Source organism: Flavobacterium sp., from assembly GCF_043773265.1.
Lineage (GTDB): Bacteria > Bacteroidota > Bacteroidia > Flavobacteriales > Flavobacteriaceae > Flavobacterium.
Genome location: NZ_JAYVFH010000198.1, coordinates 1 through 12,289 on the forward strand (window position 1 = coordinate 1; position 12,289 = coordinate 12,289).

Annotated in this window: 14 protein-coding genes; 4 read left to right on the forward strand and 10 right to left on the reverse strand. The window is 29.2% G+C overall.

The annotated features are described in order from the left end of the window. Positions 1 to 235: 235 nt before the first annotated feature. The 4 genes from ACH2BO_RS10675 to ACH2BO_RS10690 all read right to left on the reverse strand — a co-directional run bounded on the left by ACH2BO_RS10675 (position 236) and on the right by ACH2BO_RS10690 (position 3,340). Positions 236 to 535 (reverse strand): nucleotidyltransferase family protein, encoded by a 300-nt coding sequence (locus tag ACH2BO_RS10675; RefSeq protein ID WP_395044732.1) that lies wholly within the window; start codon positions 533 to 535, stop codon positions 236 to 238. A gap of 38 nt (positions 536 to 573) precedes the next feature. Then, the gene (locus ACH2BO_RS10680; protein ID WP_395044733.1) at positions 574 to 708 is read right to left on the reverse strand and encodes a hypothetical protein; all 135 of its coding nucleotides are present in this window, start codon (positions 706 to 708) and stop codon (positions 574 to 576) included. A 184-nt stretch (positions 709 to 892) separates the two neighbouring features. Next, a complete protein-coding gene (locus tag ACH2BO_RS10685) occupies positions 893 to 1,207 on the reverse strand; it encodes a GIY-YIG nuclease family protein (RefSeq protein WP_395044734.1) in 315 nt (104 codons plus the stop codon). Positions 1,208 to 1,543: 336 nt separating this feature from the next. Then, entirely contained in the window at positions 1,544 to 3,340 is a 1,797-nt protein-coding gene (locus tag ACH2BO_RS10690) for a GNAT family N-acyltransferase (RefSeq protein WP_395044735.1), read from the reverse strand. A gap of 162 nt (positions 3,341 to 3,502) precedes the next feature. Here ACH2BO_RS10690 and ACH2BO_RS10695 point away from each other — a divergent pair, with 162 nt between their 5' ends. The 4 genes from ACH2BO_RS10695 to ACH2BO_RS10710 all read left to right on the forward strand — a co-directional run bounded on the left by ACH2BO_RS10695 (position 3,503) and on the right by ACH2BO_RS10710 (position 6,886). Beyond that, complete coding sequence (locus ACH2BO_RS10695; RefSeq protein WP_395044736.1) at positions 3,503 to 4,264, forward strand: exodeoxyribonuclease III; 762 nt, start codon at positions 3,503 to 3,505, stop codon at positions 4,262 to 4,264. Positions 4,265 to 4,331: 67 nt separating this feature from the next. Continuing rightward, positions 4,332 to 5,297 (forward strand): OmpA family protein, encoded by a 966-nt coding sequence (locus tag ACH2BO_RS10700; protein WP_395044737.1) that lies wholly within the window; start codon positions 4,332 to 4,334, stop codon positions 5,295 to 5,297. A gap of 7 nt (positions 5,298 to 5,304) precedes the next feature. Continuing rightward, positions 5,305 to 5,763 (forward strand): hypothetical protein, encoded by a 459-nt coding sequence (locus tag ACH2BO_RS10705; protein WP_395044738.1) that lies wholly within the window; start codon positions 5,305 to 5,307, stop codon positions 5,761 to 5,763. A gap of 82 nt (positions 5,764 to 5,845) precedes the next feature. After that, positions 5,846 to 6,886, forward strand: coding sequence for an aldo/keto reductase (locus tag ACH2BO_RS10710; RefSeq protein ID WP_395044739.1), 1,041 nt, complete (start codon positions 5,846 to 5,848; stop codon positions 6,884 to 6,886). A gap of 89 nt (positions 6,887 to 6,975) precedes the next feature. Here ACH2BO_RS10710 and ACH2BO_RS10715 read toward each other — a convergent pair whose 3' ends face one another. The 6 genes from ACH2BO_RS10715 to ACH2BO_RS10740 form a co-directional block, all read right to left on the reverse strand. Further along, complete coding sequence (locus tag ACH2BO_RS10715) at positions 6,976 to 7,359, reverse strand: hypothetical protein (RefSeq protein WP_395044740.1); 384 nt, start codon at positions 7,357 to 7,359, stop codon at positions 6,976 to 6,978. A 3-nt stretch (positions 7,360 to 7,362) separates the two neighbouring features. Further along, positions 7,363 to 8,751 (reverse strand): PQQ-dependent sugar dehydrogenase, encoded by a 1,389-nt coding sequence (locus tag ACH2BO_RS10720; protein WP_395044741.1) that lies wholly within the window; start codon positions 8,749 to 8,751, stop codon positions 7,363 to 7,365. A 132-nt stretch (positions 8,752 to 8,883) separates the two neighbouring features. Continuing rightward, positions 8,884 to 10,497 carry a DUF4139 domain-containing protein gene (locus tag ACH2BO_RS10725; RefSeq protein WP_395044742.1) on the reverse strand — a complete coding sequence of 538 codons (1,614 nt, stop codon included), beginning with the start codon at positions 10,495 to 10,497 and terminating at the stop codon, positions 8,884 to 8,886. A 10-nt stretch (positions 10,498 to 10,507) separates the two neighbouring features. Then, a complete protein-coding gene (locus ACH2BO_RS10730) occupies positions 10,508 to 11,269 on the reverse strand; it encodes a hypothetical protein (protein ID WP_395044743.1) in 762 nt (253 codons plus the stop codon). A 314-nt stretch (positions 11,270 to 11,583) separates the two neighbouring features. After that, positions 11,584 to 12,048, reverse strand: a complete 465-nt coding sequence (locus ACH2BO_RS10735; RefSeq protein WP_395044744.1) for a hypothetical protein — start codon at positions 12,046 to 12,048, stop codon at positions 11,584 to 11,586. Between the two features lie 14 nt (positions 12,049 to 12,062). Next, positions 12,063 to 12,289: S16 family serine protease (locus ACH2BO_RS10740; protein ID WP_395044745.1), on the reverse strand; the 227-nt coding region annotated here is incomplete at its 5' end.

Consider the following 12,289-nt stretch of genomic DNA (forward strand, 5'->3'; position numbering starts at 1 on the left):
CTTACTCCATCCTTTTGTTCTTTCTGATTTATAATATAAATTTATATAATGTAAACTTAAGGCGGTTTGGCGCAATTGGGGTTTTAGGCAAACTTTAAAATTGGTTTTGTACTTTTGGTTTTCGGTGTTTAATCAAAAGTTTCGGGCTTACAATTCACTATTTTTGAAATATTTAATAATCAAAAAATAGTCAACCAATTTCAGGACAAGACAATAAAGCCAAGTTTTAATATTATCATCCATAAATCAATACTTTATTTTGATTTAAAGTCTTTCTAAAATATGGATTTTTAATAGCTTTTTCTTCTAATAAATCAATACTTCTTTTTAAAATATTTTCAAGTGAAAATTTTAAGTTGTAATAGTTATCCCCATAATCTAAAACATCCAAATTTTCAAAATCAACAATCAAATCAACATCACTTTCGTTGTTGAATTTGTCGGTTAAAACAGAACCAAAAGCATATAAAGATTTTACTTTATGCACTTTGCATAAATTCAAGATGTCTTTATTATGATTTTCTATTAAGTTCATACTTAATTATTAATTTACTCAAAAGTACATAAAAAAAATTAGGTTTCAATTTTCCACGATTTTTTAGCATTTCCACCAACAGTCGATAGACGCAATTGGGTTTTAGGCAAACTCCAAAGTTGGTTTCGCACTTTGAAATCTAGTGATAAAATTCTATTTTGCAAAAAAGCCAATTAGAATAATTTATGTCAGTCTGAGCTTGTCGAAGACCTTCTTTTAAACTCAAATAGCTTCGACATGCTTAGTGTTGCAATTAGTTATTAATTATATTTTGTAGAAAGTAAAAAGTTCTGATTTATAAAAGAGCCAATTAGAATAAGTTATGTCAGTCTGAGCTTGTCGAAGACCTTTATTTTATTATTCTAAATCGTTGGGATTACCAAATTGAGTATAATTTTTAGAATACAAAATTAGTTTATCCCAGTCTTGAGTTATAAGAGCTTCTTTTTTTATTCTACTCCATCCTTTTATTTGTTTTTCAATTGCAATAGCATTCAAAACTTCGTTAAAATTTTCAAACCACATTAGTTCCAGCGGTCTTTTATTGAAGGTATAGCAAGCTTTATTTTTACCTGAAACATGTTCTCCAAATCTCCTTTCTAAATCATTTGTAAAACCAGTATAATATGAGTTATCACTACATTTAAGGATATAAACAAAATAAGTTTTCATATTCTTTATTTAATAATGGCACTTCGACAAGCTCAGTGTGACAATTTGTTATTAATTATACTTTGTAGAAAGCAAAAAATTCTATTTTCCAAAAAAAATCAATTATGATGCGCCATGTAAGTCTGAGCTTGTCGAAGACCTCCTTTTAAACTCAAACGGCTTCGACATGCTTAGTGTGGCAATTCGTAATAAATTATAATTTGTAGAGAGAACAATTTCTAATTTTGCAAAAAAGCCAATTACAATAAGTTATGTCAGTCTGAGCTTGTCGAAGACCTTCTTATAAATTTTTGACTATTCTAAATTTAGTAACTAAAAAAAACTGAAAACCTATTCCTACTTCTCACCCAACTTCCGTTCCAATTCAGCTTGAAACTCTTCCATAACAGGTTTCATGGTGCTTTCGGGAATATCTGCAATTCTAATATACATCAATCCATCAATTGCGTTATTAAAAAGAGGGTCAACATTAAATGCTACCAATCGTGCATTTTGTTTTATGTATTTTTTTATCAAAACTGGCAACCTTAAGTTTCCTGGTTCTAGTTCGTCAATAATTTTATCAAATTTATTTAAATCGGCTTCGGCTTCATCAAAAATAAAATCTTTATCAGCATCTTTTAGTTTTATTTTAAATTCTTTTTTTGGATGAACATACTGTGCAATGTATGGATCATAATAATTAGATTTCATAAATTCAATCATCAACGATTTAGAAAAATCGGTAAATTGATTGCTAATACTTACTCCGCCAAGTAAAAATTTATGTTCAGGATAACGTAATGTTGTATGAATAATTCCGCGCCAAAGCAAGAACAATGGCATTGGTTTTTGTTGGTATTCTTTTACAATAAATGCGCGTCCCATTTCGATAGAATTATGCATCATTTCGTGCAACTCACTTTCAAATCTAAATAAATCAGTTAAATAAAAACCTTCCATTCCATATTTAGGATAAATTTCTGATCCTAAACCCATTCTATAAGCTCCAGCAACTTTATTGGCTTCTTCATCCCACAAAAACATGTGACGATAATATTGGTCATATTTGTCTAAATCTATAGATTCGTTTGTTCCTTCGCCAATTTCTCTAAAAGTAATTTCTCTTAATCTTCCAATTTCATGAAGTACATTTGGAATCTTGTTGGCTTCGGTAAAAAATACTTCATAATTCTTACTTTGAAAAAATCTACAATCAGCTTTTCTCAATGCTTCAACTTCTTCAATCATTTTTTCCTGGCTTGCAGCAGTTACAATTTTCTTTGGACTTTTTGGTGATTTTAAATTCGGAACATTCAGAGTTTTGCTTTCTTTGTTAAAAGAATTTGCCAACATGTAGGTTTTCTTTCTTAAAAATTCCGAATAGTCTTCGATTGTTTTATATTCATTTTGTTCTGCAACAGAAATTGGCTTTCCAATACGAACTTTAATCACACGATGTTTTTGAGTAAATAATTCTGATGGTAATTTTGCGGTTCTAAGTGTGCCGCCAATCTTGGATAAAAAATAAAACAACCGACTGTTTTTTGCATGAAAATAAATTGGAACAACAGGAACTTGAGCTTTTCTAATTACCTTAATTGCACCTTCTTCCCAAGCTTTATCTACAACTAATTTTCCGTCTTTATAGGTAGAAACTTCTCCAGCAGGAAACATTCCAAGTGGTTTTCCATCACTCAAATGACGAAATGTTTCCTTCAATCCAACCACACTTGATTTTACATCTTTATGGTTTTCAAAAGGATTTACTGGCATTATATATTTTTTTAATGGCTCAATTCTGTGCAATAAAAAATTGGCAATTACTTTAAAATTTGGTTCTTTTTCGAGCATTAATTTTAAAAGTAAAACACCATCAATTCCGCCAAGCGGATGATTAGAAATGGTAATATAAGCACCATCTTTTGGTAATCTTTTTAAATCTTCTTTGGGAATTTCAAATTTAATTTCTAAATCGTTAAGTATAGCATTTAAAAATTCAACATCTTGAAGATGCTTGTTTCTATCATAAACCTTGTTTAAAGTTGATATTTTAAGCACTTTCATTAATAACCAACCAGCAAAAGTGCCAAAAACACCATATTTATCGGCGTTTATTGATTTTGCAACTTCTTTGGCGGTAACTAAACCCATTTATTATTGTTTTTTTTGAGCGAGAAACAAAGATAGTAATTCTATTGAATTTTCTGCACAATTAATTTATTGAAATGGTTTATAAAATGGTTAAAAACTTTAAAACTTTAAAATAAATCAATTTAGTTTTTAAGTACTTTTGAAAAACTATAAAAAGAGACAATGAGAATCATTTCATATAATGTAAATGGCATAAGAGCAGCAATTACAAAAGGTTTTTTAGATTGGTTACAACTAGCCAATCCCGACGTAATTTGTCTTCAAGAGATTAAAGCCAACGAAGATCAAATTCCTACAAACGAAATTACAGCCGCAGGTTATCCATACCAATATTATTTTTCGGCAACCAAAAAAGGGTATAGCGGTGTTGCTATTTTGAGTAAAATAGAACCAAAGAAAATTCTTTATGGAACCGGAATAGAATCTATGGATTATGAAGGAAGAAATATTAGAGCCGATTTCGAAGATATTTCTGTAATGAGTTTGTACTTGCCATCTGGAACCAATATTGATAGATTAGGACACAAGTTTAACTATATGGATGAGTTTCAACACTACGTTAACAAGCTAAAACTTGAAACTCCAAATCTTGTTATCTGTGGCGATTATAATATTTGTCACGAAGCAATTGATATTCATGACCCAATAAGAAACAAAACCGTTTCGGGATTTTTACCCGAAGAACGTTCTTGGATAGATTCTTTTATGAAATCTGGATTTGTTGACAGTTTTCGCCATTTTAATAAAGAACCACATCAATATTCTTGGTGGAGTTATCGTGCCGGAGCAAGAGCTAACAATAAAGGATGGAGAATAGATTATAACTTGGTAAGCGAAAATTTAAAACATAGAATGACACGAGCTGTTATTTTGCCCGAAGCAAAACATTCTGACCATTGCCCAATTTTAGTTGAGATAGATTAAAATTAAATACGCTTTCATTATCAATAAAAACAAACCCAAAACTACAATCAATTAAAAAAATAATAAAATGATCAAAAAAATTTCAATAGCATTAGTAGTATTAATAGTATCTACATCATGTGTTTCAAAAAAAATATACAATGATTTAGAAAAAAAATATGCCGATTTAAAAAAAGAAAACAGAAACTTATCTGACGGAAATGAAGATTTATTAAAAGCTAAAAATCAATTAGAATTAGATTCAAATGCTCAAAAAACAGAATTAGATAAATTGAAAGCAGAACGTGATAAATTACTAGCAGATTATACAGCAAGTAGTAAAAATCTAAAAACACTACAAGCTTCATACAATGCATTAGAAAAAGATAGCAACGAAGCTTTGACTAGTAATATTAATAAAAATCGTGAACTTCTAGCACAACTTGAAGCCAAAGAAAAATCGATGGCCGCAGAGCAAGACCGATTGAATAAATTGAAAGCCGAACTAGACTCAAGTTCTAAACGATTGAGCGAACTAGAATCTTACATTGCTGCCAAAGATGCAAGCATGAAAAAACTAAAAGAAACACTTTCTAAATCATTAAAAGCATTTGAAGGTAAAGGTTTGACTGTTGAACAAAGAAACGGAAAAGTCTATGTTTCTATGGAAAATAAATTATTATTTGGAACTGGTAGTTGGGCAGTTGGCGCAGAAGGAAAAACCGCAGTTGTTGCTGTTGGAAAAGTATTGAGTGACAATCCAGATATTTCTGTATTAATCGAAGGTCATACAGACGATGATAAAATTCTAGGAAGTATTGGTGGAGGAATAGAAAATAATTGGGATTTATCAACCAAAAGAGCAACAGCAATTGTTACTATTCTTTCAGAAAACAAATCTGTTAAAAAAGAAAATCTTACTGCTGCAGGTCGTGGAGAATTTGCACCACTAATGAGCAACGATACTCCAGAAGGAAAAGCTAAAAACCGTAGAATTGAAATTATTCTAACGCCAAAATTAGATGAAATTTCTAAAATGTTGAATGAACTATAATTTTTAAATGCGAAAACTTAATCAATTATTATCAGAATTAGAAAACAACATTCCTAATCTAGAAAAAAGTAATTTGGCAATTTCCAAAGCTAATGTTGGTTGGCAAATAGATCATTGTTTGATAGTATTATCAAGAATTACAAGTGCATTAGAAAAATCTAATCCAGAGGAATTTAAACCTAAATTTAATTTTAAAAGATTTATGGTTTTTACAACTAATACAATTCCTAGAGGAAAGGCTAAAGCACCAGAAGTAGTAATGCCAGTTGGTGAAATCACCGAAAACTCATTGAGAGAAAAATTAGAAAAAGTAAAAGCAAAGGTTTTAAAAATGGAAACTTTTCATAAAAACAGTTTTTTTGCGCATCCATATTTTAATGATTTGAATGTAAAACAAACTCAAAAATTCCTGATTTTACATACAACTCATCACATTAAGATTATTAGAGATATTGTAAAAAAATAATTTTAAAAAGCATCTAAATTTTTTTAGAACTTTTTTTAATTTTAACTTTGAAGCCACTCAAAAATTAGCGTTTTTTATAAAAATGAAATACAAAGAACTTCCAAATACCAATATAAAAGTTAGTACAATCTGTTTAGGAACAATGACTTTTGGAAATCAGAATAGTGAAGCCGAATCACATTCGCAGTTAGATTATGCAGTAGAAAGAGGCATTAATTTTCTTGATTCGGCAGAAATGTATCCAATTGGTGGTAACGAAATCATTTTTGGAAAAACAGAACGTTATATAGGAACTTGGATAAATAAAATAGGAAAAGACAAAAGAGAAAATATTGTTGTTGCAACCAAAATTGCAGGTCCAAATCGTGGATTAGAATACATTAGAAAACCATTAGATTTTTCTAAAAAAAGTATCAATCAAGCGGTTGAATTGAGTTTAAAAAACCTTCAAACAGATTATATAGATTTATATCAAATGCATTGGCCAGAACGAATTATGAATATGTTTGGTAAACGTGGCGTAACTGAAATTGATTCTCAATGGCAAGACAATATCTTTGAAGTTTTAACGGTTTATAATCAATTAATTAAAGAAGGAAAGATAAAATCCGTTGGCGTTTCTAATGAAAATCCTTATGGTGTGATGAAATTTTTGCATGAAAGCGAAAAGCATAATTTGCCTAGAATCACCACAATTCAAAATCCTTATTCGTTGTTGAATCGTCTCTTTGAAGTTGGTTTATCTGAAATTTGTATGCGAGAAAAAGTTGGTTTACTGGCTTATTCTCCATTGGCATTTGGATTTCTTACCGGAAAATACTTAGATGGTTATCCTGAAAATTCCAGATTAAAATTATTTCCAAATTTTGTTAGGTACAACAACGAAAATTGTTTTAAAGCAACTAAACTTTACAAAGATTTGGCACATGCAAATGGGTTAACATTACTTCAAATGGCGCAAGCTTTTGTAAACCAACAAAGTTTTGTGACATCAACAATTATTGGAGCAACTACATTAGAACAATTAAAAGAAAATATTGATGCGTTTGATGTAGTTTTATCAAATGAAATTCTTTTAGAAATAGAAAAAATTCAGGAAACTCACCCAAATCCTGCACCTTAGTTTTGGTTTTAGTATTTAGTTTTTCTAGTTTTTAATTCTGACAAAAAAAATCACAGCAAATAATTTTTTCGTTTTTAAAATTAAATAATTTACAATTTAATATGAATTGCTTGCAGTACTTCATTTCCAATTACACTTGCTTTATGTCCATGAATTTTGTTATCAAATACAATAGTTGAAGGTAAATTGTCTTTTGCAATGAAAAAATCTCCAGAAGAAAATATTTTGAAATCTCCATTCTGTAATTCAATTTTCAAACTACCTTTTTGAATAATAATAAATGTTGCATCGCCAGATAAATGAAAATCTGTTGTGTAACCAATATCACTTTTTCTAATTCTGAAATTCTTTGATGCTATTTGCTCCGTCAAAAACAATCCGCCACGTTGTTGAACTTCAAAATTAATGTCTAAAAAAATAGAAATTCCAAGTTCGTTTGTGGTAATTGTAGTAACAGTAAATGGTTGATTCATAATCTATTTAACAACAAGCTTGTTAGTAAAACTTTCACCTTCAGAAGTTTCAATTGTTACTAAATACATTCCGCTAGAAAGATTAGAAACAGAAATGCTATTTTCTTGTGAGTTTTCTAATTTTTTAGTCAATAGTAATATTCCAGATAAATCATATAATGAAACATTTTTTGCCACTAAATTGGTTGTGCTTTTTATTGAAAAGGAATCTTTTGCAGGATTTGGAAACATTGAAAATCCATTTTTTTCAAATTCAGAAACGCTCAATGAAGAATCAATTATTTTATAAATTGTACCAGACGAAATTCCAGCAATGTATAATTCACCATTCATGTCTTCTCCAAATGTAACAAAGTTGTTGCCAGAAAATGAAGTTGTTGTTGTAATTACACCAGCTGTATTTACTGTTCTTATTTTATCATCGCAATAATCAGTAAAAAAATATTTATTTTGAAAATTTGGGTACAATGTTCCTGTATAAAAATATCCGCCAGTTACAGAGCATGCTCCGCCAGAACGAGAATATTGGGCAAACGGAAAAGTCATTGTAGACGCAGCGTCACAACCAGCAGTATTATAAACAGAATTTCCTTCATAACAACGCCAACCAAAATTTATTCCAGTGTTAGGTAACGGATTTACAACTTTGTCAATTTCTTCAACAGCATTTTGACCAACATCGGCAATCCACAAATCGCCATTTAATCTATTGAAAGAAAATTTCCAAGGATTTCGCAATCCTCTTGCCCAAATTTCATCATTTCCTGCAATCCCAAAATATGGATTTGTTGTTGGACTTGTGTAGAATGGTGCAACAGTTGAGTTAACATCAATACGAAGCATTTTTCCAAGGTTTTCGTTTATGTTTTGTGCTCTGTTTCCAGGATCACCACCGCTACCACCATCACCCATTCCAATGTATAAATATCCATCAGAACCAAATTTTAAACTTCCGCCATTATGGTTTGTAAATGGTTGTGTAATTGTCATTAATATTGTGCCAGTTGTATTAGCAATATCTGGGTTTGCACTTACAGAATATCTTGCTATAACTGTGTTGCCAACCGTGTTAGTGTAATTTACAAAGAAATAACCATTGGTTGCATAGTTTGGATGAAATGCTAAACCAAGTAATCCTTGTTCATTGTTTGCAGTTGTTATTATTGTAGATAAATTTATAAATGGTGTTGTATTTATAGTTCCAGTTGAACCAACAGGTTTTACAATTCTAATTAATCCTCCTTGTTGCACAACAAAAAATCTTGAGTCATTAACAGGATGGGTAATTTCTACAGGACTATTTAAACCAGTCGCAAATGTCTGTAATGCAATAGTTTGTGAAAACCCAATTGATATAAATAAAAAGTAAATAAAAATATAATATGTTTTCATGGCAGTATTTTTTTTTTGGTAGCGTAAATTTATAACAAATAAATCAAATCTTCTCATTTATAATTAGTTAAAAAAAAACCTAACTCTTTTTTAAGAAGTTAGGTTTTATAATTTTACAAATTATCAATAATTTTACAAATTATCAATAATTTTATCTTTTGGATATTTCACCTTGTAGCTTATCCTTATTTTCTTAGTTTCGTTTGGCGTGAGTTTTAGTTCCCAAGTTAAAATTCCAGTTTCAGTGTTAACTTTTGCGTTTCCATTCTCTAATAATTCTATTGTCACTTCCTTATCTGTACTTAACGGATATTGATCTTTTAGCAATAAGAAAACTTCTTCTTTTTTATTATTTCTAACGGTTAAATCATAAGTAAAGACTTGTTCTTTATAGGATGACAAAAATTTAGTTCCAGATTTATCAACTACTTTTTCACGTTTTATGGAGATTTTTTTATCTCTTCCCATGCTTAGATTTAAAGTGTCTGCAGTTTGGTTTGGGTTAATCATTGTTTTACCAACATACATACCTTCAAAAATAATATTGGCTTCGCCAGGTAATAAATTGTATTTAGAATAATCATTAATTTCTGCTAATAAAAAAGCTTCTTTTTCTACTCTTGGCGCAGCATAATATTTATAAGTTGCAGGTAATTTTATTTCTTTTAACGCAACGCTGTGTATTTTTCCGTTTGATAAAATATCATAAGGAATGTCAATGTCGAAGGAAACGTTAAGTTGGTTTTCATTTACTGTTGTGTAATTAGAAATTGAAGCCGTTTCTGCATCATTATTATCCTTGCGAGCCATTGCAACAGGAGCACTTTGAATATAGTTTAACTGTTTGTTATTATCACCATTTCTATAATATACATTAGGATTTCCGTATCTTAAAAACCATGAGCTCAATATTGGTGCTTGGTTGTTTTGATTTGGGTTTCCGCTAGATAAAGTTAGCTTTACTTTTTTCCAATCTATTCCAGTGTTTTGAGCTACTTGAGCTTTATACATCATGTTTATTGGATCTTTAATGCTTTCTGCTCTTAAATCATAAAACGGAGACCAAGTTGCATTATTAGTGATATAATTTATATCCAAATTTACATTTCCTGCAACTTCATTCATTACCTGAAGAATTAGTTTTCCGTTAGACGATTTTTCTTCTTTTTTAGTATTGAGCTCTAATTTTTTATTCAAATTAGACAATCTTTCGTTCCATTTACTTTCTTTTTCTTGAAGTAGCGTTATGGTATTGCTTAATTCAATACGTTTTGCTTTGTAATATTCTATAAGTTTCATTAATTCTGTAATATTCAACCCAGAATTTGCTCCGCCAACTTGTTGATTTTTATCAAGAATTTCAATAGTTTTAGAATTGGATATTTTTTCTATTTGAATTTTGCCAATTTCTTTAGTTACAAAAGTTATACTATCTCTCACTTTTTTTATTGCTGGATTGCTTTCGTCAATTTCATACTCTGAAATATAATTTTGTGTAAACTGAACAGATAAAACGGTTACTGTATTTGGAGCTCCAATTTGAACTGTGTTTTCGTTTAAATAATCGGCAACATTTTTAATCACAATTTCGCTTGTTCCAACAGGAAGATTTACGGTTGTGGATTGTTGTAATTCGGCAGCGTTAAAATAAATGGTTGCAGCTTTTACTTTGGCAGATGTAAAAATAGGTTTCTGTGCAAATGTTACTGCTGAAACCAAAAGTGATAATAGGACTATTTTTTTCATGAGTTGTTTATTAAGAAGATATTTGGTTTTTGTTGTTTTTATAATTCACACCCAAACCGCCAAGAATCATATAATTTTTAAATTCTTCGTTTGGATTTACTATTATATTTAAAGGTAAAACTCCATTTTTAATTTGGTTTAAATCTACTGAATATGACTTAGAAAAGTTAAAATCATCGTTGCTAATTCTTACATAAACTTCTTTTGTATTATCATATAATAGAACTGAAAGTTCATACCTTCCTGTTTTAGGATTGATTTTTACAGTTTTAGAAGTTCCGTTTATAAAGATATATAAATTTGGATAGGATTTTTCTGAAACAGGTTTTTTAGTTTTACCATCTAGTACTTTTCCTTGTATTGAAAATGAAATTACCTTGTTTTGAGTTTGTGTGTATGCAATTTTACCCATTGTATGCGGATTTGGTTTGGCACAACCAACTTCGGTTTTTACAGGATTTTTTTCTTGTGCTACAACATTAGAAGTTAATAATACTGAAGCAGCAACAGCAACTGCATATTTAAAATTATTGATTTTAGATGTTTCTCCATATTCATAAAATTGTTCTAACTGTGATGTTTTTAATCTTGCACAAATGTTTTTATTCTTGTTTTCTGAAATATATTTTGAAATTTCAGAATTAGATTTGGTGATAAAATCGATTACATTTTTTGCACATGAGTTACAATAAGAACCATCAGAGTTTGGTTTCATATCGATAAATTTTTCTTGGCAAGGACTTTTTATTTCTAATTGGAATGTTTTTTTCATAATGATTCTATTAATGTTAAAATCCTTAACCAGAAGGATTATCTATATAGAGCACATTTTTTATGAAAAGGTTGGGATGAAGTTAATTTTTTTATTTTTAAGATTTGTTTCTTATTCTATAATATAAGATAATTCGTATATTATTTAATGAAAACTACAAAATATTAAATGTTTAAGAATTATAGCAATTGCAACTTTGTTTATCCTATTGATTATCTCACAATTACCGATGATGAAGAATTCATCAATTACAACTGAATTATAGTAATTGAAAGTAATATCCTAAAATTGTTAAAATCTTTTTTTAATGATATTTATTTTAATTTTTCAACATCTAACCCAACTCCAATAACATTTGGTAAATAATCTGCTTTAAAATTATTAGAAATGATAACTTTGTATTTGCCTTTTTCAAGTTTATATTTTTCTTTAATTTTAAATTTTAAATCGCAAATATCTCCAGAGCAATCTCCAATATCTTTTCCTGAGTTGTCTTTAATTTTTAAATCAATTGTAAATTTCTCTTGTAAAGAATTTGGACTTTCTATAATAAAATTTATTGGAATACTTGAAAATTGATAATCATAAACATGACTAAAATCAAAGATGATGTCATACAATTGTGCATCTTCATCAATTGTAAATTCAAATGTTTTAGCATCAGCTTTAAGCCAACGATTGCTATCAAAATCGTTTTTAAATTCACTATAAATAGTATTTGAATTACAAGAAACTAAAAGCAATAATAGCGATAACGATAGTAAGATTTTTGTTTTCATATTTTTCATGTTTTTTATCCAAACAATTCACTAGCAATATCTTCAATTTTAGCCACTAATTGAATTTTTATTGCGGTATTTTTTAAAGATATTTTATTGTATTTAGAAACATATATGGAGGAGAATCCCAATTTTTCAGCTTCTTGAATTCTTTGATCAACACGATTTACAGGACGAATTTCGCCTGAAAGTCCAACCTCGCCAGCAAAACAAAAATCCTTATTAATAGGAATGTCTTCAT

Excerpts from the sequence above, each read along its gene's own strand:
- ACH2BO_RS10685 (WP_395044734.1), bottom strand. The coding sequence starts at position 1,207 with ATGAAAACTTATTTTGTTTATATCCTTAAATGTAGTGATAACTCATAT.
- ACH2BO_RS10695 (WP_395044736.1), top strand. The coding sequence starts at position 3,503 with ATGAGAATCATTTCATATAATGTAAATGGCATAAGAGCAGCAATTACA.
- ACH2BO_RS10725 (WP_395044742.1), bottom strand. The coding sequence starts at position 10,497 with ATGAAAAAAATAGTCCTATTATCACTTTTGGTTTCAGCAGTAACATTT.
- ACH2BO_RS10690 (WP_395044735.1), bottom strand. The coding sequence starts at position 3,340 with ATGGGTTTAGTTACCGCCAAAGAAGTTGCAAAATCAATAAACGCCGAT.
- ACH2BO_RS10675 (WP_395044732.1), bottom strand. The coding sequence starts at position 535 with ATGAACTTAATAGAAAATCATAATAAAGACATCTTGAATTTATGCAAA.
- ACH2BO_RS10715 (WP_395044740.1), bottom strand. The coding sequence starts at position 7,359 with ATGAATCAACCATTTACTGTTACTACAATTACCACAAACGAACTTGGA.
- ACH2BO_RS10700 (WP_395044737.1), top strand. The coding sequence starts at position 4,332 with ATGATCAAAAAAATTTCAATAGCATTAGTAGTATTAATAGTATCTACA.
- ACH2BO_RS10730 (WP_395044743.1), bottom strand. The coding sequence starts at position 11,269 with ATGAAAAAAACATTCCAATTAGAAATAAAAAGTCCTTGCCAAGAAAAA.
- ACH2BO_RS10735 (WP_395044744.1), bottom strand. The coding sequence starts at position 12,048 with ATGAAAACAAAAATCTTACTATCGTTATCGCTATTATTGCTTTTAGTT.
- ACH2BO_RS10710 (WP_395044739.1), top strand. The coding sequence starts at position 5,846 with ATGAAATACAAAGAACTTCCAAATACCAATATAAAAGTTAGTACAATC.
- ACH2BO_RS10720 (WP_395044741.1), bottom strand. The coding sequence starts at position 8,751 with ATGAAAACATATTATATTTTTATTTACTTTTTATTTATATCAATTGGG.
- ACH2BO_RS10705 (WP_395044738.1), top strand. The coding sequence starts at position 5,305 with ATGCGAAAACTTAATCAATTATTATCAGAATTAGAAAACAACATTCCT.